Genomic DNA, 25,228 nt, shown 5'->3' on the forward strand with positions numbered 1-25,228 from the left:
GGGGACTCCGGTTCGTCGAGGGAGACCGCTGCCCGAGGGTCCCTCGACGGGTCGCGGTTCCCTCGGCGGAGGGGCGCGTCAGCCGGCCAGCACCTTGCGGATCCGCTGCAGCGACACGCTCTCGGCGGTGCCGAGCGACTGCGCGAAGAAGCTCACCCGCAGCTCCTCGATCATCCAGCGGGCGCGCGCGATCCGCTCCGGGGCGTGCGCGGGCAGCGGCACGACGCCGCCTGCCGAGCGGTAGAGCTCCTGGGCCGCCTGCACCTCGTTCAGCCAGACGCGGTCGCGCCCGACGTTCTCGGCGATCTTGCCGAAGCGCTCGGTGATCCCGCCGAGGTAGCGCGGGAGGTGCCGCAGCCGCTCCACTCCGGTCGCCGAGACGAAGCCCGGGTAGACCAGGCCCGAGAGCTGCTCCCGCGCATCCGTGAGAGCGGGCAGGAGCGCCATGCTCGTCGAGGCCTTGAGCGCCTTCTCGACGCCCCGGGCGGTGGTGAGGATCGTCGTGACCGTCTTCACGGTCTCGAACATCGCGTCCATGACGCTCGCCGAGACCCGGTCGCGCACGGCGTCGAACTCGGCGCGGAGGAAGAGCATCCCGTCGGGCTTCATCCGCCAGAGGACCGCGTCGACGCAGGCGAGCAGGCAGTCGGTGAAAAGCGCGGTCGTGTTCTGGTACGGGCTCTGCGCGAGCACGAGCTTCTCGTTCGAGGTGAGGTGCTGCTGCACGTAGGCGACGGGGCTCGGCGTCGCGAGCAGGAGGAGGCGGCGGACGCCTCTCGGGTGCTCGCGCGCCTGGTCCTCGGCCGTGGCGAGCAGGCGGATCGAGACCGAGTCGCCGTCGTCGATCAGGGCGGGGTAGGCGCGGATGGTGTTCCCGCCCTGCCGGGTGTCGGTGACGCGGGGCAGCTCCGGCATGTCCCAGGTCCTCAGGCCCCGGCGCTCGAGCGCGTCGGGGACCCGGGCCTCGACCACGCGGGCGACCTCGTCGCGGACCCGGCCGCGCAGCCGCTCGGCCAGCGGGGCGAGCTCCTTGCCGGCGGCGACCGTGCGCCCCCGCTCGTCGGCGACGGCGAAGGTGACCCGCAGGTGCGAGGGGATGCGCTCGAGGTCGAAGTCCTCGGGCTGCACCACCACGCCGGCCTCGCGGCGGATCGCTCCGGCCAGGGTCGCCGCGAACGACTCCGTAGGCGGGTTCGGCACGTCGTGCGGCAGGGACGCGGTGAGCTTGCGCGCCCAGTCGTTCGCGGGCACCACGTTCCGGCGCAGGTGCTTGGGCAGCGCCTTGATCATCGCGGTGACCAGCTCGGCCCGGAGCCCCGGCACCAGCCAGTCGAAGCCGAGGGGCGTCACGCGGGGCAGGAGGGCGAGCGGCACGTGCACCGTCACTCCGTCCTCCTCCGTCCCCGGCTCGAACCGGTACGAGAGGCGGAAGCGCTGGTCGGCCTGGCGCCACTGCGTGGGGAACGCGGTCTCGTCGATCTGCTCCGCGTCCTCGGGGAGGAGCGTCTCCTGCGTCATCGTCAGCAGGTCGGGCTCGTCGTGCTGGGTCGTCCGCCACCAGGAGTCGAACGAGCGCACCGAGGTGATGTCGCGGGGGAGCCGGCGGTCGTAGAAGTCGAACACGGCCTCGTCGTCGACGAGCAGGTCGCGGCGGCGCGTGCGCTCCTCCAGCCGCTCGAGCTCGGCCCGCAGGGCCCGGTTCTTGCGGTCGAAGGCGTGGCGCGACTCCCACTCGCCCTCGACGAGGGCGTGCCGGATGAACAGCTCGCGGGCGTACGAGGCGTCGATCCGCGAGAACTGGACGCGGCGGCGGGCGATGATCGGCACGCCGTAGAGCGTGACCTTCTCGTAGGCCACGGCCGCGCCCTGCGACTTCTCCCAGTGCGGCTCGCTGAACTGCCGCTTCACGAGGTCGCCCGCGATCGCCTCGGCCCAGGCCGGATCGATCGCGGCGTTCGAGCGGGCGAAGAGGCGGCTGGTCTCGACCAGCTCGGCGCTCATCACCGCGTCGGGGAGCTTCTTGGCCAGGGCGCTGCCGGGGAAGATCGAGAACTTCGCGTTGCGGGCGCCGATGTACTGCACGTTCTGGCGCTCGCGGCTCTTCGCCGCGCGCTGCGCCTGCTGCGAGGTGGTGTCCTTGATGCCCAGGTGCGAGAGCAGGCCGGCCAGGAGGCTCCGGTGGATCCCGTCGGGGTCGACCTTCGGCTCGCCCAGCTCGAGCTTGAGGGGGCGCGCGAGCTGGCGCAGCTGGCGGAACACGTCCTGCCACTCGCGCACGCGCAGGTAGTTGAGGTACTCGGCCTTGCACAGGCGCCGGAAGGCGCTCGAGGAGAGCTCCTCCTGCTTCTCCTCCACGTAGTTCCAGAGGTTCAGCAGGGTGAGGAAGTCGCTGGTGGGATCGACGAACCGCGCGTGCTGCTGGTCGGCCTGCGCGCGGCGCTCGAGCGGGCGCTCGCGGACGTCCTGGATCGTGAGGCCCGCGACGATCGCCATCACCTCGCGGCTGACGCCGTGGCGGCGCGACTCGATCACCATCCGGCCGAAGCGCGGATCGATGGGGAGCCGCGCGAGGTCGCGCCCGATGCGCGTGAGCTGCGGCGCGGCCTCCAGCCCCTTGCGCGGGACGCCGCTCGAGTGCGCGCTCGGCGGCGTGCCGCGTACCGGAGCGGCGTCTCGTGGAGCAGCGGAGGCGGCGGAGGGGGAGCCGGGGACGCGGAGGGCGCCGAGCTCCGTGAGCAGGTCGAGGCCGTCCTTGATGCCGCGGGAGTCGGGCGGAGTGAGGAACGGGAACGAGGCGATGTCGCCCAGTCCGAGCGAGATCATCTGCAGGATGACCGCGGCCAGGCCCGTGCGGAGGATCTCGGGATCGGTGTACTCGGGGCGGCGGAGGTAGTCCTCCTCGGAGTAGAGGCGGATCGCGATGCCCGCGCTGGTGCGGCCCGAGCGGCCGGAGCGCTGATTCGCGGAGGCCTGCGACACCGCCTCGATCGGCAGCCGCTGCACCTTCGAGCGCGCGCTGTAGCGCGAGATGCGGGCCGTGCCGCCGTCGATCACGTAGCGGATCCCGGGGACGGTGAGACTCGTCTCCGCCACGTTGGTCGCGAGCACGACGCGGCGGCGGACGCCGGGGGTGCGCCCCTTCTCGAAGACGCGGTGCTGATCGGCCGCCGACAGGCGCCCGTAGAGGGGGAGCACCTCGGTGCCCGGCAGGTTCCGGCCCCGGATGGCGTCCTCGGCGTCGCGGATCTCGTTCTCGCCCGAGAGGAACACCAGGACGTCGCCCGGATCCTCGCGCGCCAGCTCGGCCAGGGCGTCGGCGATGCCGGTCATCAGGTCGCGGCTGCCGCTCGTCGCGTCGGGGACGTCGGTGTCGTCGTCCTCCTCCGGCTCCTCGGCGACCAGCGGGCGGTAGCGGATCTCGACCGGGTAGGTGCGGCCGGAGACCTCGATGATCGGCGCGGGCTCGCCGGCGGCGTCGGCGAAGTGGGCCGCGAAGCTCTGCGGGTCGATCGTCGCCGAGGTGATGATCACCTTCAGGTCGGGGCGCTGCGGCAGCAGGCGGTGCAGGTAGCCCAGGAGGAAGTCGATGTTGAGGCTGCGCTCGTGAGCCTCGTCGATGATGATCGTGTCGTACCGGCTGAGCATCCGGTCGTGGTTCATCTCGTTGAGCAGGATGCCGTCGGTCATCAGCTTGATCCGCGTCGAGGCGGACGCCTTGTCGGTGAACCGGACCTGGTAGCCGACCAGCCCGCCGACCTCGTCGTCGAGCTCCTCCGCGATGCGCTCGGCGATGGTGCGCGCGGCGATGCGCCGGGGCTGCGTGTGCGCGATGCTCTCGCGGCCGAGCTCCAGGCAGATCTTCGGCAGCTGGGTCGTCTTGCCCGATCCGGTCGCGCCGGCGACGATGACCACCTGGTGGTCGCGGATCGCGGCGGCGATGTCCTCGCGCCGCGCCGACACGGGGAGTTCGGGCGGGTAGCGGATGCTGAGCACGTCTGACATGAGCCCTCCATCCTACGCCGCGTGCGACAATGCCCTGTCTCGTGAATCATCGCGGGCCACCCTGCCCGGTCGGGCGCTCCGGCGCCGGTCGACCGCGGCGCACGATCCCGTGGAGCACCCCGATGAATCCGCAGTCCCTGCTGGTCGTGCTGAACATCGTGCTGCTGCTCTTCGCGATCCGGGGCGTGCTGTCGAACCCGAGGCTCTCGAAGGTCGCGAAGGTCTCCTGGGTGGCGTTCATCGTGATCGCGCCGTTCATCGGCAGCCTCGCCTACCTGGCGGTGGGCCGTCGCGGCGGGAGCGGCGGAGGCGGCACGGTCGTGCGCGGCACGGAGCGGCCGTCGGGCTGGTTCTTCGAGCGCTGAGCGGCCGGGCGGGCCGGCGGCGGGGGAGACCCGCGGACCTCGGCGCCCCGCGGACCTCCTGACCCTCCGTCCCGCGGCAACCCCCTGACCGGCGGCTCCGCCCGCGTCTAGCGTGGAGCGCATGGCCGATCGTCTGCGCTCCAGTGTCAGCCCCTACCTCCGCTCGCACGCGGACAATCCGGTCGACTGGTTCCCCTGGGGCGAGGAGGCGTTCGCCGAGGCGGTGCGCCGCGACGTCCCGGTGATGGTGTCGATCGGCTACTCCACCTGCCACTGGTGCCACGTGATGGCGCGGGAGTCGTTCTCGGATCCGGTGCTCGCCGCTCGGCTGAACGCGGACTTCGTCGCGGTGAAGGTCGACCGCGAGGAGCATCCGGACGTCGACACGGCCTACCTGACGGCCGCGAGCGCGTTCACCCGACAGCTCGGCTGGCCGCTGACGGCCTTCGCCACCCCCGCCGGCGAGACCTTCTTCGCCGGCACCTACTTCCCGCCGCGCGCCATCGGCGGCGTGCCCGCCTTCTCCGACGTCCTCGACGCGGTCTCGGAGGCGTGGCGGCTGCGGCGCGACGAGGTGCAGGCGACGGCGGGCGGCCTGGCCGCGGCCCTGCGCGAGGCGACCGCGGCGCTGCCCGCCGATGCCGCGCTGCCCGGCGACGCCGAGCTCGACGGCGCCGTCCGCGCACTCGCGGACGAGGAGGACCGGGTGCACGGCGGCTTCGGCGGCGCCCCGAAGTTCCCGGTGGCCCCCGTGCTCGGGTTCCTGGCCTCGCGGCCCTCGGGAGCGGCGCTCGCCGAGCGCACGCTGCTCGCGCTGGCCGCGTCCCCTCTCCGCGACCGCGACGGAGGCTTCTTCCGCTACGCGACGCAGGCCGACTGGAGCGATCCGCACTACGAGCGGATGCTGTACGACAACGCGCAGCTGCTCGACGTCGCTGCCGTCCTGCTCGGGCACGACGGGGCCCGGATGGCGGAGCTGACCGGGATCGCGGAGGGCGTCGCCGCGTTCCTCCTGACCACTCTCGAGCGGCCGGGCGGCGGCTTCGCGTCGGCGCAGGACTCGGAGAGCATCGTCGACGGTCAGCGCTCGGAGGGCGGCTACTACCTCGCCGAGGACCGGTCCCGCCTCGCGCCTCCCGCTCTCGACGAGAAGGTCGTCACCGGCTGGAACGGCCTGGCGATCCGCGCGCTCGCCCGCGCCGGACGCGTGCTCGGACGGGAGGAGTGGATCGACGCCGCCCGGCGCGCGGCGGACGCGGTGCTGCAGCGGCACCTCGTCGACGGCCGCGTCGCGGTGCGCGCCTCCCTCGACGGTGCCGTCTCCGCGGCCCGCCCGGCGCTGGAGGACCTCGGGATGCTGGCCGGCGGGCTCCTCGAGCTCGCCCTGGCGGAGGGCCGCCCGCGCTACGCGGTCGCGGCGCGCACCCTGATCGACGGCGCGCTCGACGCGGCCGACGGCCCGCTGCCGTTCGCGCTGCCCGGGGGAGGAGACCCGGCGCTGACCGCGCGGGGACTCCTGCTCGCGGCCGACCCCTCCGAGGGCGCCTACCCCTCCGGCCTGTCGGCGACGGCGGACGCGGCGCACGAGCTGTACCTGCTCACCGGATCGCAGCGCTACCGGGAGGCGGCCGAGGCGGTCGTCGCCTCGATCGCTCCGGGCGCGGTCCGGCAGCCGATGGGCTTCGGCGCCGTGCTCGGGCTCGCTTCGCGGCTGGCTCGCCCGGTGCGGCAGCTGGTCGTCGTGGGCCCCGGCGCGGCGGAGGCGGTGCAGGGCGCGCGGTCCGCCGGGATCGGCGTGCTGGTCGGCGTGTCCGACGAGGGCGCCCGGGACTGGGCGGACGCGGGCTTCGAGCTGTTCGAGGGGCGGATCTCGCGGGAGGGGCTGCCGACCGCCTACTCCTGCGAGGCCTTCGTCTGCGCCCTGCCGACGACCCGCCTCCCGGAGGAGCTGCTCACGCGGCCGTGACCACCAGCGGCGCCGCGGGGTCGGCGGCCCACTCGTTGAGCGAGCCGTCGTAGACGACCGCCGTGTGGACTCCGAGCACCGCCAGTGCGAGTGCATCGGCCGTCGCGGCGATCCCGCCCCCGCAGTAGAGGACGATCCGCTCGGCCTGGAGAGCGTCTCCGAACAGCGACCGCAGCCGCTCCGGCGGCAGGAGCGTGTTGTCGGCGCGGTCGACGAGCCGCCCGGCGGGGACGCTCCGCGAGCCCGGCAGGTGTCCGAGGCGGGGGCGGCGCCCCTCCTCCCCGGTGAACTCCTTCGGCGGGACCGCGCAGACCAGCGCCCCGGGAGCCTCGCCGCGCACGACGCTCTCGACGCCGGCCTTGTCGATCCAGAGCGGCCGCTCCTCGCGCACGCTGATGCCTCCGCTCACCGCGGGCTGGACGTGCCCCGTCTCGATCGGGCGCTCCTCCCGCCGCCAGGCCGGGAGCCCGCCGTCGAGCACCGCGACGGCGTCGTGCCCGGCCGAGCGCAGCAGCCACCACACGCGCGAGGCCCACTGGCCGACCGCGGAGTCGTACACGACGACCACCGAGTCGTCGTCGATGCCGAGCGCGGCGGTCGCGGCGGCGAAGCGCTCCGGGTCGAGCCGGGTGAAGGGCAGGGGAGCCGCCGGATCCGACAGCTGCTCGAGCAGGTCGCCGAACACGGCGCCGGGGACATGCCCCTCGAGGAGGTACTGCTCGTCGCCGCTGAGGTAGCCGGGCCGCCCGTCGAAGCCGGGCACGAGCAGCACGCTGGCGTCGACGACGACGAGGTGCTCGCGGCCGAGCTGGTCGGCGAGCCACTGGGTCGAGACGATCGGCCGGGCGAGGTACGGGGCGGAGGAGGTGCTCACCCGCCCCACGGTAGGCGCGACCGCCGACAGGCGCGCCCCCGTGCGTCACGCACGGTCACGGACGCCGCCGGGCGCTCAGCACTCGATGACGTTGACCGCGAGGCCGCCCTCGCTCGTCTCCTTGTACTTCGACGACATGTCGATGCCGGTCTGGCGCATCGTCTCGATGACCGCGTCGAGCGAGACACGGTGGTCGCCGTCGCCGTGCAGCGCGAGGCGGGCTGCGCTCACCGCGGTGGAGGAGGCGATCGCGTTCCGCTCGATGCACGGGATCTGCACGAGGCCGCCGACCGGGTCGCAGGTCAGTCCGAGGTGGTGCTCCATCGCGATCTCGGCCGCGTTCTCGACCTGGCGCGGACTGCCGCCGAGCACCGCGCAGAGCGCTCCGGCGGCCATCGCGCAGGCCGAGCCGACCTCGCCCTGGCAGCCCGCCTCCGCACCGGAGATCGAGGCGTTCGTCTTGCAGAGCGAGCCGATCGCGGTGGCGGTGAGGAGGAAGCGGCGCAGCCCCGCGCGGTCGGCGCCCGGGACGAAGCGGAGGTAGTAGTGCCCGACGGCGGGGATGATGCCCGCCGCTCCGTTCGTCGGAGCCGTCACGACGCGCCCGCCTGCGGCGTTCTCCTCGTTCACCGCGAGGGCGAAGGCGTGGAGCCACTCCACCGAGGTCGCGCGGGCGCGGTCGAGCGGATCCTCCTCGAAGGCCTCGAGCCGCTCGCGGAGCACCGAGGCCCGGCGGCGGACGCCCAGGCCGCCCGGCAGCACGCCGTCGGTCGCCAGGCCGTGCTCGACGCAGGCGGCCATGGCGTCCCAGATCGCGTCGAGCCGGGCGTCGATGTCGACCCCGGGGTGCAGAGCGCGCTCGTTCGCGGCGGCGATCTCGGCGATGCCGGAGCGGGTCCGGTCGCAGGTCGCCAGCAGGTCGAGCCCGGAGACGAAGGGGTAGGGGTGCGGGGCCAGCGCAGCCAGCTCGGCGCGCTCGCCCGCGCGCCGGATGAAGCCGCCGCCGATCGAGTAGTAGGTCTCCTCCCACACCGGCAGCGGGTCGTCTCCGACCCAGACGCTGAAGGTGAGGGCGTTCGGGTGCTCCGGCAGCCTCGTGCGCGGCTCGAAGACGACGTCGTCGCGCGTCATCGCGAGGCGCTGCTCGCCGGCCAGGAGGATCGTCCCCTCCGCGTCGAGGCGCTGCCAGGCCCCGCGCACCAGCGCCGGGTCGCACGTCTCGGGGTCCAGGCCGGCGAGACCGGCGACCACCGCGTCGGGGGTGCCGTGGCCGATCCCGGTGGAGCCGAGCGAGCCGTAGAGGGTGCAGCCCACCCGGCTCACGCGGCCGAGGAGCCCGGCGTCGCGGATCCGCTCGGCGAGGGCGAGGGCGGCGCGCATCGGTCCGACGGTGTGCGAGCTGGACGGGCCGATCCCGACGCTGAACAGGTCGAGGACGGAGACGTAGGCGCTCATCCACCGAGACTACGCCGGGGCCGGTGGTGTGCGCCGCCCGAGCCGCGCCCGCGTCGAGGAGCCACGGAGATCCGGAGTCGACGAGGGTCTGCGGTGGATCAGCGCAGCGTCTTGCGCGCCGAGATCTGGCCGGTGTCGAAGCCGAGCAGGTGCAGGCCGCCGTGGAAGCGGGCGTGCTCGACCTTGATGCAGCGGTCCATCACGACGATCAGGCCCTTCGACTCGCCGTACTCGGCCGCCTCCTGGTTCCAGATCCCCAGCTGCACCCAGACCGTGGGCGCGCCGACGGCGAGGACGTCGTCGATCACGGCGGGGATGTCGCTCGCCTTGCGGAACACGTCGACGATGTCGGGCACGACCGGGAGCTCGGCGAGGCTGCGGTAGACCGGCTGCCCCAGGATCTCGGTGGCGTTCGGGTTCACGAAGTAGAGCTCGTAGTCGCTCGACTGCTGCAGGTAGGTGGCGACGAAGTAGGAGGAGCGGGCCGGGTTCGGCGAGGCGCCGACGATCGCCACGGTCTTCGCGCGGCGGAGGATGTCGAGTCGCCTGCGGGCGTCGGGGCCCACCCAGGTGCGCTGCGAGCGCAGCATCTTCGCCAGCGGCGAGTTCGCCGGGACCGAGCAGCTCAGCCCGTTGGACAGCTGGACGACCGTGTCGGCGGTGTCGGTGGTGCTCATGCTCAGACCTCCACGGCCGGGGTGTGCAGGGTGGTGGTCGTGTCCTCGGGGAGCTCGGTCGGAGCGTCGGGGGTGCCGTGCTCCTCGACCGCGCGGGCGAGCGCCTGGTCGAGATCGTAGATGATGTCGTCCGCGTCCTCGATGCCGACGGAGAGGCGGACGAGTCCGGGGAGGACGCCCGCGTGGAGGAGCTGGTCCTCGGTGAGCTGGGCGTGGGTGGTCGAGGCGGGGTGGATCACCAGCGTCTTCGCGTCGCCGATGTTGGCGAGGTGGCTGGCGAGGTCGACCGATTCGATGAAGGTCTGGCCGACGGCGCGGCCGCCCTTGACCACGAAGCTGAAGACCGAGCCCGGTCCCTTCGGCAGGTACTTCTGCGCGCGGTCGTGGTGCGGGTGCGCGGGGAGCCCGGCCCAGTAGACGGCCTCGATCCGGGGGTCGGCGTCGAGCCATTCGGCGACGCGACGCGCGTTGTCGACGTGCGCCTGGATCCGGTACGGCAGCGTCTCGACGCCCTGGGCGAGCAGGAACGCGGAGTGCGGAGCGAGGACCGGCCCGATGTCGCGCAGCTGCTCCGCGCGCAGGCGCGTGAGGAAGCCGTACTCCCCGAAGTTGCCGTCCCACGACAGGTCTCCGTAGGAGGCGACCGGGTCGTGCAGCAGCGGGAACTTCTCGGGGGAGTAGTGGAAGCGCCCCGACTCGACGACGACGCCGCCGAGCGTGGTGCCGTGTCCGCCGAGGAACTTGGTGGCCGAGTGGATGACGATGTCGGCGCCCCACTCGATCGGGCGGACGAGGTAGGGCGTGGCGACCGTGGAGTCGATGATCAGCGGGATGCCGGCGGCGTGCGCGACCGCGGCGAGGCCCTCGATGTCGGCGATCTCGCCGGAGGGGTTCGCGATCGTCTCGGCGTAGAGCACCTTGGTCTTCTCGGTGATCGCCGCCGCGTAGTCGGCCGGGTCGCTCGAGCGGACGAAGGTGGTGTCCACTCCGAAGCGGCGGAGCGTGACGTCGAGCTGGGTGATCGATCCGCCGTAGAGGTTGGCGGAGGACACCACGTGGTCGCCCGCGCCGACGAGCGCCGCGAAGGTGATGAACTGCGCCGAGAGCCCGGAGGCCGTGGCGACGGCGCCGAGGCCGCCCTCGAGGCTCGCGACGCGCTCCTCGAAGGAGGCGACCGTGGGGTTCGACAGGCGCGAGTAGACGTTGCCGTACTTCTGCAGCGCGAAGCGGGCCGCGGCGTCGGAGGTGTCGTCGAAGACGAAGGCGCTGGTCTGGTAGATCGGCAGAGCGCGGGCGCCCGTCACCGCGTCGGGGATGTTGCCCGCGTGGATCGCACGCGTCTTGAAGCCGTACTCACGATCTGCCATGCGATCGACGCTAGCGGGAGCCGCCGACACCGCCGCCCCGGAGCGACGCATCGCGTAACAGAGCGGCCCCGCAGTGCAGAGCGACCGTGCGCGACAGAGCGGTCGAGCGGATCGGAGCGCCGATCAGAGCGCCAGCTGCACCGCGGCCAGTCCCATCGCCGCGATCGCCGCCCACGACACCAGGGCGACGAGCAGAGCACGCCACCCCGTCGTCACGAGCGCGCGCACCCGGACGGCGCTGCCGAGCGCGAAGAGGGCCGCGGCGAGGAGCCAGGTCTGCGCGGTGTCGGCGGCGGCGAGCAGTCCCTCCGGCAGGGGGAGGAGCGTGCGCAGCAGCACCGCGGCGAGGAACCCGACCACGAACAGCGGCACGATCGCCGGGCGCGTCCCGCCGGTCCCGCCTCGGCGCCTCGTGACCGCCGCCGCCACCGCGACCATCGGCGCCAGCATGACCACTCGGGTGAGCTTCACCACGACCGCTACGGCCAGCGCCGACGCTCCCGCCACCTGGGCCGTCGCCACGACCTGGCCCACGTCGTGCACCGAGGCGCCGACCCAGTGCCCGAACTGCACGTCGGAGAGCCCGAGCGGCTGCTGCAGGGCGGGGAGCACCGCGATCGCGAGCGTGCCGCAGAGCGTCACCAGCGCGACCGGCGTCGCCTGCTCCTGCTCCTTCGCCCGGGTCGCTCCGGCCATCGCGCCGATCGCCGAGGCCCCGCAGATCGAGAAGCCGGCCGCGAGCAGCAGCGGCTCCTGCCCGGGCAGCCGGAGCGCCCGGCCCAGCGCCCAGGTCAGTCCGAAGGTGGCCAGGACGATCCCGACGACGACCAGGATCGCGCCCCAGCCCAGCGCAGCGATGTCGATCAGCGAGAGCTTCAGCCCGAGCAGGACGATGCCGGCGCGCATCAGCGAGCGGGACGAGAACTTCAGGCCCGGCGCCAGCGCCCCGCTCAGCAGGGGGCGCGCCGCGGGCAGCTGCGCCACGAGGATGCCGAGCGCGACCGCCGCGGTCAGCATCGGCACTGCCGGCACCGCCGCGTGCAGCAGGGCCGCGATCACCGCCGCGACCGCGCAGGCCGCGACTCCCGGGCCCAGCCGCCGGATCAGACCCACGAGGGCAGCCACATGTGGGCCTGCCAGAAGGCGAAGGACGTCTGCGCGCCGATCCAGAGCGGCAGGAAGTAGGCCGTCAGCGCCGCCGCCGCCACCGCGAAGACGAGCACCACGAGGACGCCCCGGGTGCGCCGCCTCCGCTCGTCGCCCGGACTCCCGATCACGATCCCGGCCGTCAGCGCCAGCGCCAGCATCATGTAGGGCTCGAAGACGACGCAGTAGAACTGGAACACCGTGCGGTCGAGGTAGAGCAGCCACGGCAGGTAGCCCGCCACGATCCCCATCAGCACGAAGCCGGCGCGCCACTCCCGGTACCGCGCGAGCCGGTAGAGGAGGTACACCAGCGCCAGGACTCCGGCGTACCAGATGAGCGGATTGGCGACCGAGGTGATCGCCTCGTCGCAGCGTGCGGCGGTGCAGCCGTCGACGCCCGTCGCCTGGTCGACGAAGTACATGCTGGTCGGCCGGAGCATGAGCAGCCAAGTGAGCGGGTTCGCCTCGTAGGGGTGCGAGGCCCGCAGGTTGATCGAGTAGTCGTACATCTGCACGTGGTAGTGCCAGAGGCTCTGCGCCCAGTCCGGCACCCACGCCAGAGCCCCGGTCCAGGCGTTGCCGGGGGCCTCCGACGCCCACTGCCGGGCCCATCCGCCGGAGGTGCGCAGCCAGCCCGTCCAGGTCACGAGGTAGGCGATCAGGGCGATCGGCACGACCAGGAGGAAGGTGACCGGACCCTGCTTGAGGATCGCGCCGCTGCCCCAGAACGGCACGCCCGCGCGGCGCCGCATCAGCGCGTCGACGACCACCGCGTACACGCCGTACGCCGCGAGGAAGTAGACGCCCGTCCACTTCACGCCCGCGGCCAGGCCGAAGAGCACGCCGGCCGCGAGCAGCCAGGGCCGCCACCACAGGACCGGCCCCCAGCTCGGCAGCGCTCCCGCCGCCACCTTCCGCGCCAGCTGCAGCTCGGCCCAGCGCCGGTCCAGCAGCACCGCCGCGACCCCGCAGAGCGCGACGAACATCAGGATCCCGTCCAGGAGCGACACCCGCGACATCACGATCGCGTGGCCGTCGAGCGCGAGCATCAGCCCCGCGAAGGAGGAGAGGAGGGTGGAGCGGAACAGGAGGCGGCCGATCACGATCACCAGCGCGACGGCGAGGATCCCCACGACGGCGGTCGCGACGCGCCAGCCGACGCTGTCGTCCGCGCCGAACACGCCCATCCCGAGCCCGATGATCCACTTGCCCAGCGGCGGATGCACCACGAAGGACGGCGCCCCCGTGAAGGTGTCCACGTCGCCGGCCGCGAAGCCGGGGTCCGGGTTCTCGGGCCAGGCGCCCTCGAACCCGAGGTTCCAGAGGGTCCAGGCGTCCTTCACGTAGAAGGTCTCGTCGAACACGAGCGAGCGCGGGTGGCCGAGGTTCCACAGCCGCAGCACCGCGGCCAGTGCGACCACCAGCAGCGGCAGTCCGAGCTCGTACAGCCGGCGGCGCGCGGGGGAGGCGACGAGCCGGGTGTGCAGGTCGTCGAACCAGGAGCTGCGCGGCACGTCCGGGAGCGGGGTGCGCTCGCGCGGTGCGGACGCCTCGGCGGGCTCCACCGGGACCGAGCGCGCCGATCCCGCCGCGTCCAGGAGCAGGTCGTCGAAGTCGCGCTGCGGTCGGTCCGTCACCCGGCCATGCTAACGGGGCGCCTCCTCCCGGGACGGCGGCGATCCGCGGCGGGAGGCCCCGGACCCGGCCTGGGAGACTGGCGGCATGATCATCCTCGCCGGCACTCCCATCGGAAACCTCGGCGACGCCTCCCGCCGGCTCGTGGAGGCGCTGGGCTCCGCCCGCCACGTCGCCGCCGAGGACACGCGCGTGACCATCCAGCTGATGCGCGCCCTGGGCGTCGAGAATCGGCCCGCCCTCTACGCCCTGCACGACCACAACGAGCGCGAGCGCGCCGCCGAGCTGGTGGAGCTGGCCCGCGAGGAGGACCTGCTCGTGCTGAGCGATGCTGGCATGCCCACGGTCTCGGACCCGGGCTACCACCTGGTCGAGGCGGCGGTGGCGGCGGGAGTCGCGGTCACCGCGCTGCCCGGTCCCTCGGCGGTGCTCATGGCGCTCGCCGTGTCCGGGCTCCCGACGGACCGCTTCAGCTTCGAGGGGTTCCTGCCCCGCCGGCACGGCGAGCGGGTCTCGACCTTCCGGGCGCTCGTCGACGAGCGGCGCACCATGGTCTTCTTCGAGTCCCCGCACCGGATCGGCGACGCGCTCGCCGACCTGGTCGAGGCGATGGGCCCGGAGCGGCGCGTCGTCGTCTGCCGCGAGCTCACCAAGATGTTCGAGGAGGTCCGGCGCGGCACAGCGGCCGAGCTGGCCGAGTGGGCGGCCGACGGCCTGCGCGGCGAGATCTGCCTGGTCGTCGAGGGAGCCCCCGCGCGGGAGGCGTCGCTGGAGGACGCGCTGGCCGACGTGCTGGCCCGCGTCGAGGCCGGATCGCGGCTCAAGGAGGCGTCGGCCGAGGTCGCCGAGATCACGGGGCTCTCGCGCCGCGCTCTCTACGAGGCGGCGCTCGCCTCCCGCCGCGGCTGAGGGCTCCCTCCCCGGCGGCGATCGCGGCCGGTCGTCCACGGCCTCCGTCACACGCCGGGAGCGGTGCCGCGCGGTGAATAGGATGGTCGCCATGTCCGACGGCGCCTCCTTCTACCTCACGACCCCGATCTTCTACGTGAACGACGTCCCGCACATCGGGCACGCGTACACCGAGGTCGCCGCCGACGTGCTCACCCGCTGGCACCGCCAGGCGGGCGACGACACCTGGCTGCTGACCGGCACGGACGAGCACGGCCAGAAGATCCTCCGCACCGCCACCGCCAACGGCACGACCCCCCAGGAGTGGGCCGACCGCCTCGTGAGGACCGCCTGGCAGCCGCTGCTGGAGACCATCGACATCGCCAACGACGACTTCATCCGCACCACGGACGCGCGGCACGAGGTCAACGTCCAGAAGTTCCTGCAGAAGCTGTACGACGAGGACGCGATCTACACCGGCGAGTACGAGGGCTACTACTGCGTGGGCTGCGAGGAGTACAAGCAGCTGTCCGACCTCGAGGAGGGCACCGGCGACTACGCCGGCCAGTACGTCTGCAAGATCCACTCGAAGCCGGTCGAGCTGCTGAAGGAGAAGAACTACTTCTTCAAGATGAGCGAGTACACCGAGCGGCTGCTCGCGCTCTACGAGGAGCGTCCCGACTTCGTCCAGCCCGAGTCGGCGCGCAACGAGGTCGTGAGCTTCGTCCGCCAGGGCCTGGCCGACCTGTCGATCTCCCGCTCCAGCTTCGACTGGGGCGTGAAGGTCCCGTGGGACGACTCCCACGTGGTCTACGTCTGGTTCGACGCGCTGCTCAACTACATCACCGCGGTCGGCTACGGCCAGGACGAGGCGGAGTTCGAGCGCCGCTGGCCCGCGACCCACATCGTCGGCAAGGACATCCTGCGCTTCCACGCGGTGATCTGGCCCGCCATGCTCATGGCCGCGGGCCTCGAGGTCCCCCGGCAGGTGTTCGGCCACGGCTGGCTGCTGGTCGGCGGCGAGAAGATGTCGAAGTCGAAGCTCACCGGCATCGCGCCCGAGCAGATCACCGACACCTTCGGCTCCGACGCCTTCCGCTACTACTTCCTCCGGGCCATCACCTTCGGCCAGGACGGCTCGTTCTCGTGGGAGGACCTGTCGGCGCGCTACCAGTCCGAGCTCGCGAACGGCTTCGGCAACCTCGCCTCGCGGGTCGTCGCGATGCTGCACCGCTACTACGACGGCGTCGTGCCTGCGCCGGGCGAGCCGACCGAGGCGGAGGAGCGCGTGCAGCGCATCGTCGCCGAGGCCGCCGCGTCGGCCGACCGGTCCATCGACGCGCTCGCGATCCACGACGCGATCACCGCCGTGTGGAGCATCGTCGAGGAGCTCAACGGCTACATCACCGAGCAGGAGCCGTGGGCACTGGCCAAGCGCGAGGAGCGCGAGCGCCTCGGCACGGTGCTCTACACCGCGTCGGAGGGACTCCGCGCCCTGGCCGTGCTGCTCTCGCCGGTCGTGCCGCGCGCGACGGCGTCCCTCTGGGAGGCGCTCGGCGTGACGGAGTCGCTGGGCGCCCTCACCGCGCAGCCGATCCGCGAGGCGGGCCGGTGGGGGGTCCTCCCCGTCGGCACCACCGTCGGCACGCTCGTCGCGCTCTTCCCGCGCATCGAGGCTCCCGCGTCCTGACGGCCGCGCCTCGAATTGTGGACCGAGCAGCCGAGCGGTGCGGAGTCGCCGGCGGAGGATCCGCAGGGGGTCCACGATGACCGCGATCCGAACGCGAGGGGCCGGGTGCGAACGGCCCGCCGCTCCGTGGGGGCGCAGATGACGCGCGAGGTCCTCGACGCTCTCGAGCAGGCGGCCGAGCTCACCCGGCGCCACGTCGGGCACCCCGAGCGCGCCGCCGCGCTCGCCCTGCGCCTGCACCGGGTGACCGCTCCGACCGAGCTCGTCTACACCCGGTTCCCGCCGACCCTCAGCCTGGTGCTGGCCGGCCGGAAGCGCTCGGTGGTCGGCGACTCCGACGAGCGGTGGGGCGCCGGCCGCTTCCTGATCACCCCCGTCGACCTGCCGGTGGTGGCGGCCGTCGTGGAGACCGGCGACCGCGGCGACTTCCTGTCGGCCAACTGGCGTCTCGACCCGCTCGTGGTGGCCGAGATCGCGGCGCTCGCCCCCCGGACGGCCCCGCGGGCTCCCGCCCCGCGGATCGGCACGGTCACGGAGGAGATGGCCGACTCGCTGCGCCGACTCTTCCGTCTGCTCGACGCCCCCGCCGACATCCCGGTGCTGGCCCCCGCGATCACGCGCGAGCTCGTGCTGCGGCTGCTGCAGACGGACCAGGCGCCCCGGCTGCTGGCCGCGTCCAGCACCGTCCGCTCGGAGGCCGTCTCCCGCGCGGTCGAGGCGATGAGCGCGTCGCTGTCGCGCGGATGGACCCTCGGCGCGCTCGCCGCGGAGGCGGGCACCAGCGTGCCCACACTCACCCGCCGCTTCCGCGAGCTGACTGGGATGTCGCCGCTGGGCTACCTGCGGCGGCTCCGCCTCGGGGAGGCCAGGAGGCTGCTCCTGGTCCGGGGCGACACCGCCGCGCAGGCCGCGGCCGCGGTCGGCTACGCGAGCGCGTCGCACTTCGGGCGCGACTACCGCCGCGCCTACGAGACGACCCCCGCGGCCGACGCCGCGCTCCACCCCGGGCCGCTCGTCCAGATCCACTGAGCGGCGGGCGCTGTCGCGGGGACTCCGAGCGGCGCGTGCCGCGGCGTCAGACGCGGGCGCCGACGATGCCTCCGTCGACGTCGAGCGTCGTGCCGTGGACGTACGAGGCCTCGTCCGAGACGAGCCAGCGCACGGCCAGGGCGATCTCGTCCGGACGTCCGGGCCGGCCGGCGGGGGCGGACGCGGTCATCTGCTCCAGGATCGCCGCGGCGTGCTCGTTGCCGGGCGTGAGAGTCGCGCCGGGCGCGACGGCGACCACGCGCACGCCGCTCGGGCCGTACTCGGCCGCCCACGCCCGCGTGAGGTGCTCCAGCGCCGCCTTGGTCGCGGGGTAGAGCGCGGTCCCGGGCGTTCCCACCCGTCCCATCCACGAGGTGATGTTGACGACCACTCCGCTCCCGCGCTCGGCCATGGCCGGGGCGATCGCCGCGACGAGCTGGTGCGGCACGCGGATGTTCGTGGTGAGGAGGGACTCGACATCGGCGTCGCTGAGGTCGGCGGTCGGCCCCACCGGGAACACTCCGGCGTTGTTGACGAGGACGTCGATCCGCCCGTCGAGGAGGGTCAGCGCCCGGGCGGCGACGGCGCGGGTCTCCTCCGGCGTGCCCGCGAGGTCGGCGACGAGCGCGGAGGCGGTGCCCCCGTCGGCGCGGATGCCGCCGACGACGGACCCGACCCGCTCGGGGTCGCGTCCGTGCACGAGGACGTGAGCGCCGGCCCCGGCGAGCCGGCGGGCGATGGCTGCGCCGATCCCGCTCGAGGATCCGGTGACGAGGGCGTGGCGCCCGGCGAGGGAGCCGGGTGCGGAAGGGGCGAGGAGCTCGGTGTCTGTCATGGCTCCAGCCTCCCGGCGGCGCGGGAGGCGGGCTGTCCCGATCCGATCGGGTGCTGACCCGATCCGCTCAGCGCGCCTCAGCGGCCGCGTCTCGGCCCTCGTCCACCCGGGACTCCGGCCCACGCGAGCCCTCCCGGTAGCCTGGAGCGCATGACCGACAGCCAGCACGTCCGCTCCCGCGAGGCCTCGTCCGGCCGCGACCTGACGTACCCGCCGCTGCCCGAGGCGCTCGTCGTCCCCGTCTACGACAACCACACGCACCTCGAGATCGCCGACGGCCTCGAGCCGCTCGACCACCGCGAGCAGCTCGACCGGGCCTCCACCGTCGGGGTCCGCGGCGTCGTCCAGGTCGGCACGGACGTCGAGACGAGCCGCTGGTCGGCCGAGCAGGCGGCGAGCGAGCCGCGCATGCTGGCCGCCGTCGCGATCCACCCCAACGAGGCGCCCGAGCTGGAGCAGCGCGGCGAGCTCGACGCCGCCCTCGCCGTGATCGCCGAGCTGGCGGAGCAGCCGCGGGTGCGCGCCATCGGCGAGACCGGGCTCGACTTCTTCCGCACCGGCGAGAGCGGCCGCGCCGCGCAGTTCCGCTCCTTCGAGGAGCACATCCGCATCGCGAAGGAGCACGACCTCGCGCTGCAGATCCACGACCGCGACGCGCACCGCGAGGTCATCGAGACCCTGCGCCGCGTCGGCGCCCCCGAGCGCACCGTCTTCCACTGCTTCTCCGGGGACGCGGAGATGGCGCGGATGTGCACGGACGAGGGCTGGTACCTCTCCTTCGCCGGCACCGTGACGTTCAAGAACGCCGAGCCGCTGCGGGAGGCGCTTGTCGCGACTCCGCGGCACCTCATCCTGGTCGAGACCGACGCGCCGTACCTCACTCCGTCGCCCTTCCGGGGCCGACCGAACGCGCCCTACCTCCTCCCGCACACCCTGCGCTCGATGGCCGCGACCCTCGAGACCGACGTCGGCCACCTGGCCGCGACGATCGCCTCGAACACGGAGGCCGTGTACGGCGAGTGGGGCGGCGAGGTCGGCTCCGAGCCGACGGAGCCGGTCGGACCCCTCGCATGAGCGGCCGCCACGCCGCCGAGCCGACGGCCGCCGCGATCCCGCGCCTGCTGGGCCCGGCCGAGATCCGCGACCTCGCCGGCCTCCTCGACGTCACGCCGACCAAGAAGCTCGGCCAGAACTTCGTGCACGACGCCAACACGGTCCGCCGCATCGTCAAGCTCGCTCGGGTGCGCCCGGGGGAGACCGTCGTCGAGATCGGCCCCGGCCTCGGATCGCTGACCCTCGGCCTGCTCGAGGCGGGCGCGCAGGTCGTGGCCGTCGAGATCGACGGGCGCCTCGCCGAGCAGCTGCCGCGCACCGTCGAGCTGATGGCGCCGGGCGCCGATCTCGCGGTCGTGCACGCCGACGCGATGAAGGTGCTCGACCTGCCGGGGGAGCCGGTCCGGCTCGTCGCCAACCTCCCGTACAACATCTCGGTGCCGGTGCTCCTGCACTTCCTCGAGCACTTCGCCAGCATCCGGTCCGGAGTGGTGATGGTGCAGTCCGAGGTCGGGCACCGGCTCGCCGCCGGTCCCGGCTCCAAGGTCTACGGCGGCCCGAGCGTCAAGGCGGCGTGGTTCGGCTCCTGGACGACGGGCGGCGCGGTCTCGCGTCAGATCTTCTGGCCGGTGCCGAACGTCGACAGCGTGCTCGTCGCGTTCGACCGCGGCGAGGAGCCGGGCGACGAGACCCTGCGCCGCGCCGTCTTCGCGGTCGTCGATGCGGCGTTCGCGCAGCGGAGGAAGATGCTCCGCCAGTCGCTCGCGACCCTCTTCGGCGACAGCGCCGCGGCGATCGTCGCGCTCGAGCGGGCCGGCGTCCCGCAGACCGCGCGCGGCGAGGAGCTGGACGTCGCCGCCTTCGTCCGCCTGGGCCGCGAGCTCGATCCGGCGCGGGTCCCCGTGCGCGGGGCGGCGGTGCCCGACGGGTCGCTGGCGGAGACCGACGGGGACGACGCGGACGGCGACGGGGAGCCCGCCCCGGGTGCGGACGAGGGCGCCTCCGCCACCCTGTAGCGTGGATGCATGGCCCACCGCGCGACGTCGAACCGGGTCCACGCGCGGGCGCCCGGCAAGATCAACGTGTTCCTCAAGGTCGGCGCCGTGCGCGACGACGGGTACCACGAGCTGGCCACCGCGTTCCAGTCGCTCTCCCTCTACGAGGACGTGTTCGCGGAGGAGGCGGCCGACTTCTCGGTCTCCTTCTCGGGATCGATCGACACCTCCCGCCTGGCCGTCGACGGCTCCAACCTCGCGATCAAGGCGGCTCGGGCGCTCGCCCGGGCGACCGGCTACCGCGGCGGCGTGCACCTCGAGATCGAGAAGAACGTCCCCATCGCCGGCGGCATGGGCGGCGGCTCGGCCGACGCTGCCGCGACCCTCCTCGCCTGCGACGCGCTCTGGGGCACGGCCTGCACGAGGGAGCAGCTGCTGGGCATCGCCGCGAGCCTCGGCGCCGACGTCCCCTTCTCCTTCACCGGCGGCACCGCGATCGGAGTCGGCCGAGGCGACGAGCTGAGCCCGGCGCTCGCCAAGGGCCGCTTCGAGTGGGTGCTGGTCCTCTCGGAGGAGGGCCTGTCGACCCCCGAGGTCTACAGCGAGCTCGACCGGCACCGCGAGCGCCACCTGCACGACTTCCGCCCGATCTCGGCGACCCCCGCCATCGATCCCAACGTGCTGCAGGCCCTCCGCGCCGGCGACGCCGCCATGCTCGCCGACGCGATGCACAACGACCTGCAGGCGCCGGCGCTGCACCTGCAGCCCGGGCTCGCCCGCATCCTCGAGCTCGGCGAGGGCCGCGGAGCGCTCGGCGGCCTCGTCTCGGGGTCCGGCCCGACCGTGGCGTTCCTCGCTCCGGACGCCGATGCGGCGGCCGACCTGCAGCGCGAGCTGAGCTCCGCGCGGCTGAGTGCCGTGCGGGTGTCCGGCCCGGTACACGGGGCTCGCCTGCTGTCGACCTAGTCGCGGGGGCGGTGCCTCCGGAGCGGGGCGCGCGAGCCTCGCGCCCGGCGCCCTCCACAGACGGTCCGCAGAGAAGTTCCGACCTCGTGGCTTAGAGTGCCGCTCATGTCCCGCCGCGCCACCCTCTTCGCGATCCTCTCCGGGATCGTGGCCGCCGTCGTCGCCCTCGCGGCCGCCGAGGTCGTCGCGGTCTTCACCGGAGCGGGCGGCAGTCCGCTGGTCGCGGTCGGCGGCTTCGTCATCGACATCGTGCCCCCGGGCGTGAAGGACACGGTCATCGCGCTCTTCGGCACCGGCGACAAGCTCGTGCTGCTGGTCTCGATCGGCCTCGCGATCGCGCTGCTGGCCGTCGGCGCCGGGGTTCTCGAGTACCGCCGCCCGCCGTTCGGCGTGCTGCTGCTGGCCGTCGTCGCGGGCGCCGGTGCGCTCGCCGCCGTCAGCCGCGAGGGCGCGTCCGGGATCGACGCGGCGCCGAGCGTCGTGGGCATGGTGGCCGGTGCCGCGGTGCTCCGCTCGGCCTCCGTCCGCCTCCGCGGCTGGCAGGAGGAGCGCGAGAGCGACTCCCCGGACCGCCGGTCGTTCCTCCGCCTGGTCGGGATCGCCGGAGTCGCCGCGATCGCCGCCGGCATCGGCGCCCGCTTCCTCACGTCCGCCTCCGCCGCCGTCACCGCCGTGCGCGAGGCCGTGTCCCTGCCGGCTCCCGCCTCGGCCGCCGCGCCCGTCCCGGCCGGCGCCGTGCTCGACGACATCGACGGCATCAGCTCCTACGTCACGCCCAACGCCTCGTTCTACCGGATCGACACCGCGCTCTCGGTGCCGTCGGTCGAGCCCGCCGACTGGTCGCTGAAGATCACCGGAATGGTGGAGGAGGAGATCGAGATCACCTGGGACGAGCTGCTCGCACTGCCGCTCGAGGAGCACCTGGTCACCCTGTCCTGCGTGTCCAACGAGGTCGGGGGCGACCTGATCGGCACCGCCCTCTGGCTGGGCTACCCGATCCGCGAGCTGCTGGCCCGGGCCCGGCCGACCGCCGGCGCCGACATGGTGCTCTCGCGGAGCATCGACGGCTTCACCGCCTCCAGCCCGCTCGACGTGCTGCAGGACGAGGACCGCGCGAGCCTGCTCGCCGTCGGGATGAACGGCGAGCCGCTCCCGGTCGAGCACGGCTTCCCCGTCCGGATGGTCGTCCCCGGCCTGTACGGCTACGTCTCGGCGACGAAGTGGGTCGTCGAGCTGAAGGTCACGACCTTCGCGGAGGACCTGGCGTACTGGTCGACGCGCGGCTGGACCGAGCGCGGTCCGATCAAGATCGAGTCGCGGATCGATGTGCCGCGCCAGGGCCAGCCCGTCGAGGCGGGGACGGTCGCCGTGGCGGGAGTCGCCTGGGCGCCGCACACCGGCATCGCGAAGGTGGAGGTGCAGATCGACGGCGGCGCCTGGCAGGAGGCGCGCCTCGCCGAGCAGGTCACCGCGGACACGTGGATCCAGTGGGTCCTCGAGTGGGACGCGACGGTCGGCGACCACGTCGTGACCGTGCGCGCCACCGACGCGGACGGCACGGTGCAGACCACGGTCGAGCGCCCGCCCGCTCCCGACGGTGCCACGGGACTGCACCGCCGCTCGGTGTCCGTCTCGGAGCCGGCACCCGCGGGCTGAGGTCCGGGGGCCGCGACCCGGCCGCACTGTGATCGACCCGCGGCGGACCGCTCAGGCGGCACCGCCTAGGCTGGATCCCTATGGCACATCTGCTGGGCGCCGAGGCGCTGCGACTCGAGTACCCCACACGCGTGATCTTCGACGACGTCTCCCTGGGGATCGAGGAGGGCGACCGCATCGGGATCGTCGGACGCAACGGCGACGGCAAGTCGACCCTCCTGCGCCTGCTCGCGCAGCGCATCGAGCCGGACAGCGGCCGCGTCACGCACCGCCGCGGCGTCACGCTCGGGATGCTCGACCAGGCCGACACGGTCGATGAGGACCTCACCGTCGCCCAGGCCGTCGTCGGCGGGCTCAAGGAGCACGAGTGGGCGGGCGACGCGCGCACCCGAGACGTGATCGCGGGCCTGCTGCGCGACGTCCCCTGGGACGGAGTGGTCGGCTCCCTCTCGGGCGGCCAGCGGCGCCGGGTCGCCCTCGCGAAGCTGCTCGTCGGCGACTGGGACGTCGTCTTCCTCGACGAGCCCACCAACCACCTCGACGTCGAGGGCATCGCCTGGCTCGCCGAGCACCTCAAGCGCCGCTGGGCGGCGTCGTCGGGCGGGCTCGCGGTCGTCACCCACGACCGGTGGTTCCTCGACGAGATCTGCACCGCCACCTGGGAGGTGCACGACCGCCTCGTCGAGCCGTTCGAGGGCGGGTACGCGGCGTACATCCTGCAGCGCGTCGAGCGCGACCGGATGGCGTCGACCATGGAGGCCAAGCGCCAGAACCTGATGAAGAAGGAGCTCGCCTGGCTCCGGCGCGGCGCCCCCGCCCGCACGGCGAAGCCCAAGTTCCGGATCGACGCCGCGAACCAGCTGATCGAGGACGAGCCCCCGGTGCGCGACTCGGTCTCGCTCTCGCAGCTCGCCGTCTCGCGCCTGGGCAAGGACGTCGTCGACCTGCTCGACGTCACCGTCCGCTACGGCGAGCGGACCGTCCTCAACCGCATCGAGTGGCGGATCGCGCCCGGCGAGCGCACCGGCATCCTCGGCGTGAACGGCGCCGGCAAGTCGACCCTCCTGGGCCTGGTCGCGGGCAGCGTGGAGCCGACGAGCGGCCGGGTGAAGCGCGGCACCACCGTGCGCGTCGCGATCCTCGACCAGCAGCTGCGCGAGCTGACCGGGGTCCAGCACCGGCCCGTCCGCGAGATCATCGCGGAGCAGCGCACCAGCTACTCCATCGGCGGCAAGGAGATGACCCCGGGCCAGCTGCTCGAGCGGCTCGGCTTCTCGAGCGCGCAGCTGTCGACGCCGGTGAAGGACCTCTCGGGCGGTCAGCGCCGGAGGCTCCAGCTCCTGCTCATCCTGCTCAGCGAGCCCAACGTGCTGATCCTCGACGAGCCGACCAACGACCTCGACACCGACATGCTCGCCGCGATCGAGGACCTGCTCGACTCCTGGCCGGGCACCCTCCTCGTCGTCTCGCACGACCGGTACCTGCTCGAGCGCGTCACCGACCAGCAGTACGCCGTGATGGACGGCGCGTTCCGCCACCTGCCCGGCGGAGTCGAGCAGTACCTCGACCTGCGCCGCGCGCTCGAGAAGGGCGCGCCCGCGGGGGCCTCGTCGGGCTCCTCCTCCGCCGCGCCGGCGTCGAGCGGGCTCGCGGGGGCCGAGCGCCGCACCGCCGAGAAGGAGGTGTCGGCGATCGACCGGCGCCTGCACAAGCTCACGCAGCTGACGAAGACCGTGCACGAGAAGATGGCGACGCACGACCAGGACGACTACGACGGGATCCTGGCGCTCAACGCCTCGCTCCGCGCCTACGAGGACGAGGCGGCAGAGCTCGAGCTGCGCTGGCTGGAGCTCTCGGAGCAGCTCGAGGGCTGACGCCGCTCTCCTCCGCGGCACCGGCAGCTGTCCCGTACCGCGGAGGCGAGCCGCGGTCCCGGGCCCGGGCCGACCGGCTCAGCCGAAGTCGAGGGAGAGCTTGCGGAGGAGCTGCGCCAGCCGCTCCTGCTGGGCGTGGGTGAGCGCGCCGAGCAGCTCCTGCTCCGCGTCGACCAGGCGGGTGATCGCCGCGTCGACCCGGGCGAGCCCCGACGGCGTCATCTGCACCAGCACGCCGCGCCCGTCGTTCGGGTCGTCGAGGCGCTCGACCAGGTCGCGCTCGACCAGCCGGTCGATGCGGTTGGTCATGGTGCCGCTGGTGACCATGGTCGCCTGGAGGAGCTGCTTGGGGCTCATCCGGTAGGGCGCGCCCGCGCGCCGCAGGGCCGAGAGCACGTCGAACTCCCACGTCTCGAGCTCCGACCGGCCGAAGGCGCTGCCGCGCGCGCGCTCGAGCTGCTTGGCCAGCCGGCGCATCCGCGAGAAGACCTGGAGCGGCGTGAAATCGAGATCGGGCCGCTCCCGGACCCAGGCGTCGACGATCCCGTCGACCTCGTCATTCGCACTCACCCGTCCATTGTGGCGGCTGGGCGGCTCGGGGGACGCCGGGAGGCGGACGGGCCGGGAGGCGGGGGCCTCCCGGGCCGCCGTCGCCCGCCCGAGCGGCGGCCTCCCGGCGAGGCGGTGCAGGACCTTCGGGGTGCGGGACTTCATGCGGGTGCCCTGGCCTGCCGCCAGGATCACGACGGCGAGCG

General features: G+C 73.6%; 19 protein-coding genes. 10 read left to right on the top strand and 9 right to left on the bottom strand.

Annotated features, from left to right (window positions below):
• Nucleotides 1-78: 78 nt before the first annotated feature.
• Complete coding sequence (gene hrpA, locus C5C10_RS13045) at nt 79-4,002, bottom strand: ATP-dependent RNA helicase HrpA (protein WP_104329437.1); 3,924 nt, start codon at nt 4,000-4,002, stop codon at nt 79-81.
• Nucleotides 4,003-4,124: 122 nt separating this feature from the next.
• Here hrpA and C5C10_RS13050 point away from each other — a divergent pair, with 122 nt between their 5' ends.
• Both C5C10_RS13050 and C5C10_RS13055 read left to right on the top strand, forming a co-directional pair.
• Entirely contained in the window at nt 4,125-4,367 is a 243-nt protein-coding gene (locus tag C5C10_RS13050; protein WP_160033960.1) for a PLDc N-terminal domain-containing protein, read from the top strand.
• A gap of 121 nt (nt 4,368-4,488) precedes the next feature.
• Complete coding sequence (locus C5C10_RS13055; protein ID WP_104329438.1) at nt 4,489-6,333, top strand: thioredoxin domain-containing protein; 1,845 nt, start codon at nt 4,489-4,491, stop codon at nt 6,331-6,333.
• Here C5C10_RS13055 and C5C10_RS13060 read toward each other — a convergent pair.
• From C5C10_RS13060 to C5C10_RS13085, 6 genes are all read right to left on the bottom strand, one after another.
• Nucleotides 6,320-7,207 (bottom strand): sulfurtransferase, encoded by an 888-nt coding sequence (locus C5C10_RS13060; protein ID WP_146082165.1) that lies wholly within the window; start codon nt 7,205-7,207, stop codon nt 6,320-6,322. The genes C5C10_RS13055 and C5C10_RS13060 overlap by 14 nt on opposite strands.
• A gap of 75 nt (nt 7,208-7,282) precedes the next feature.
• Entirely contained in the window at nt 7,283-8,662 is a 1,380-nt protein-coding gene (locus C5C10_RS13065) for an L-serine ammonia-lyase (RefSeq protein WP_104329440.1), read from the bottom strand.
• 98 nt (nt 8,663-8,760) lie between these two features.
• Nucleotides 8,761-9,339: a CoA-binding protein gene (locus tag C5C10_RS13070; protein ID WP_104329441.1), complete on the bottom strand. Its 579-nt coding sequence runs from the start codon at nt 9,337-9,339 to the stop codon at nt 8,761-8,763.
• A gap of 2 nt (nt 9,340-9,341) precedes the next feature.
• Nucleotides 9,342-10,706 carry an O-acetylhomoserine aminocarboxypropyltransferase/cysteine synthase family protein gene (locus tag C5C10_RS13075; protein ID WP_104226921.1) on the bottom strand — a complete coding sequence of 455 codons (1,365 nt, stop codon included), beginning with the start codon at nt 10,704-10,706 and terminating at the stop codon, nt 9,342-9,344.
• A gap of 123 nt (nt 10,707-10,829) precedes the next feature.
• On the bottom strand, nt 10,830-11,819 hold the full coding sequence (locus tag C5C10_RS13080; protein WP_258060575.1) for a YeiH family protein: 990 nt from the start codon (nt 11,817-11,819) through the stop codon (nt 10,830-10,832).
• Nucleotides 11,810-13,489 carry a dolichyl-phosphate-mannose--protein mannosyltransferase gene (locus C5C10_RS13085; protein WP_258060576.1) on the bottom strand — a complete coding sequence of 560 codons (1,680 nt, stop codon included), beginning with the start codon at nt 13,487-13,489 and terminating at the stop codon, nt 11,810-11,812. The genes C5C10_RS13080 and C5C10_RS13085 overlap by 10 nt, the downstream gene beginning before the upstream one ends.
• Nucleotides 13,490-13,574: 85 nt before the next feature.
• Here C5C10_RS13085 and rsmI point away from each other — a divergent pair, with 85 nt between their 5' ends.
• From rsmI to C5C10_RS13100, 3 genes are all read left to right on the top strand, one after another.
• Complete coding sequence (rsmI, locus tag C5C10_RS13090) at nt 13,575-14,396, top strand: 16S rRNA (cytidine(1402)-2'-O)-methyltransferase (protein ID WP_104226923.1); 822 nt, start codon at nt 13,575-13,577, stop codon at nt 14,394-14,396.
• Nucleotides 14,397-14,487: 91 nt separating this feature from the next.
• Entirely contained in the window at nt 14,488-16,065 is a 1,578-nt protein-coding gene (gene metG, locus C5C10_RS13095) for a methionine--tRNA ligase (protein WP_104329443.1), read from the top strand.
• A 138-nt stretch (nt 16,066-16,203) separates the two neighbouring features.
• Nucleotides 16,204-17,094, top strand: a complete 891-nt coding sequence (locus C5C10_RS13100; protein WP_104226935.1) for an AraC family transcriptional regulator — start codon at nt 16,204-16,206, stop codon at nt 17,092-17,094.
• A 46-nt stretch (nt 17,095-17,140) separates the two neighbouring features.
• Here the strand turns inward: C5C10_RS13100 and C5C10_RS13105 are convergent, their stop codons facing one another.
• Entirely contained in the window at nt 17,141-17,929 is a 789-nt protein-coding gene (locus C5C10_RS13105; protein WP_104329444.1) for an SDR family NAD(P)-dependent oxidoreductase, read from the bottom strand.
• 150 nt (nt 17,930-18,079) lie between these two features.
• Here C5C10_RS13105 and C5C10_RS13110 point away from each other — a divergent pair, with 150 nt between their 5' ends.
• The 5 genes from C5C10_RS13110 (at nt 18,080) to C5C10_RS13130 (ending at nt 24,473) form a co-directional block, all read left to right on the top strand.
• The gene (locus C5C10_RS13110; RefSeq protein WP_104222332.1) at nt 18,080-19,003 is read left to right on the top strand and encodes a TatD family hydrolase; all 924 of its coding nucleotides are present in this window, start codon (nt 18,080-18,082) and stop codon (nt 19,001-19,003) included.
• Entirely contained in the window at nt 19,000-19,998 is a 999-nt protein-coding gene (gene rsmA, locus C5C10_RS13115; RefSeq protein WP_181073461.1) for a 16S rRNA (adenine(1518)-N(6)/adenine(1519)-N(6))-dimethyltransferase RsmA, read from the top strand. The genes C5C10_RS13110 and rsmA overlap by 4 nt, the downstream gene beginning before the upstream one ends.
• 9 nt (nt 19,999-20,007) lie before the next feature.
• A complete protein-coding gene (locus C5C10_RS13120; RefSeq protein ID WP_104222334.1) occupies nt 20,008-20,943 on the top strand; it encodes a 4-(cytidine 5'-diphospho)-2-C-methyl-D-erythritol kinase in 936 nt (311 codons plus the stop codon).
• A 105-nt stretch (nt 20,944-21,048) separates the two neighbouring features.
• A complete protein-coding gene (locus tag C5C10_RS13125) occupies nt 21,049-22,599 on the top strand; it encodes a molybdopterin-dependent oxidoreductase (RefSeq protein ID WP_104329445.1) in 1,551 nt (516 codons plus the stop codon).
• Between the two features lie 80 nt (nt 22,600-22,679).
• Nucleotides 22,680-24,473 carry an ABC-F family ATP-binding cassette domain-containing protein gene (locus C5C10_RS13130; RefSeq protein WP_104329446.1) on the top strand — a complete coding sequence of 598 codons (1,794 nt, stop codon included), beginning with the start codon at nt 22,680-22,682 and terminating at the stop codon, nt 24,471-24,473.
• A 78-nt stretch (nt 24,474-24,551) separates the two neighbouring features.
• Here the strand turns inward: C5C10_RS13130 and C5C10_RS13135 are convergent, their stop codons facing one another.
• Nucleotides 24,552-25,043, bottom strand: a complete 492-nt coding sequence (locus C5C10_RS13135; RefSeq protein WP_104222340.1) for a MarR family winged helix-turn-helix transcriptional regulator — start codon at nt 25,041-25,043, stop codon at nt 24,552-24,554.
• Nucleotides 25,044-25,228 lie beyond the last annotated feature (185 nt).

Origin of the sequence: Rathayibacter sp. AY1A3, assembly GCF_002930975.1 — a bacterium.
Lineage (GTDB): Bacteria > Actinomycetota > Actinomycetes > Actinomycetales > Microbacteriaceae > Rathayibacter.

What these genes read in the sequence shown, in the direction of transcription:
- C5C10_RS13100 (WP_104226935.1), top strand. Translation starts at nt 16,204, where the DNA reads ATGACGCGCGAGGTCCTCGACGCTCTCGAGCAGGCGGCCGAGCTCACC.
- C5C10_RS13065 (WP_104329440.1), bottom strand. Translation starts at nt 8,662, where the DNA reads ATGAGCGCCTACGTCTCCGTCCTCGACCTGTTCAGCGTCGGGATCGGC.
- C5C10_RS13120 (WP_104222334.1), top strand. Translation starts at nt 20,008, where the DNA reads ATGGCCCACCGCGCGACGTCGAACCGGGTCCACGCGCGGGCGCCCGGC.
- C5C10_RS13070 (WP_104329441.1), bottom strand. Translation starts at nt 9,339, where the DNA reads ATGAGCACCACCGACACCGCCGACACGGTCGTCCAGCTGTCCAACGGG.
- C5C10_RS13050 (WP_160033960.1), top strand. Translation starts at nt 4,125, where the DNA reads ATGAATCCGCAGTCCCTGCTGGTCGTGCTGAACATCGTGCTGCTGCTC.
- hrpA (WP_104329437.1), bottom strand. Translation starts at nt 4,002, where the DNA reads ATGTCAGACGTGCTCAGCATCCGCTACCCGCCCGAACTCCCCGTGTCG.
- C5C10_RS13125 (WP_104329445.1), top strand. Translation starts at nt 21,049, where the DNA reads ATGTCCCGCCGCGCCACCCTCTTCGCGATCCTCTCCGGGATCGTGGCC.
- metG (WP_104329443.1), top strand. Translation starts at nt 14,488, where the DNA reads ATGTCCGACGGCGCCTCCTTCTACCTCACGACCCCGATCTTCTACGTG.
- rsmI (WP_104226923.1), top strand. Translation starts at nt 13,575, where the DNA reads ATGATCATCCTCGCCGGCACTCCCATCGGAAACCTCGGCGACGCCTCC.
- C5C10_RS13105 (WP_104329444.1), bottom strand. Translation starts at nt 17,929, where the DNA reads ATGACAGACACCGAGCTCCTCGCCCCTTCCGCACCCGGCTCCCTCGCC.
- C5C10_RS13110 (WP_104222332.1), top strand. Translation starts at nt 18,080, where the DNA reads ATGACCGACAGCCAGCACGTCCGCTCCCGCGAGGCCTCGTCCGGCCGC.
- C5C10_RS13075 (WP_104226921.1), bottom strand. Translation starts at nt 10,706, where the DNA reads ATGGCAGATCGTGAGTACGGCTTCAAGACGCGTGCGATCCACGCGGGC.
- C5C10_RS13130 (WP_104329446.1), top strand. Translation starts at nt 22,680, where the DNA reads ATGGCACATCTGCTGGGCGCCGAGGCGCTGCGACTCGAGTACCCCACA.
- rsmA (WP_181073461.1), top strand. Translation starts at nt 19,000, where the DNA reads ATGAGCGGCCGCCACGCCGCCGAGCCGACGGCCGCCGCGATCCCGCGC.
- C5C10_RS13055 (WP_104329438.1), top strand. Translation starts at nt 4,489, where the DNA reads ATGGCCGATCGTCTGCGCTCCAGTGTCAGCCCCTACCTCCGCTCGCAC.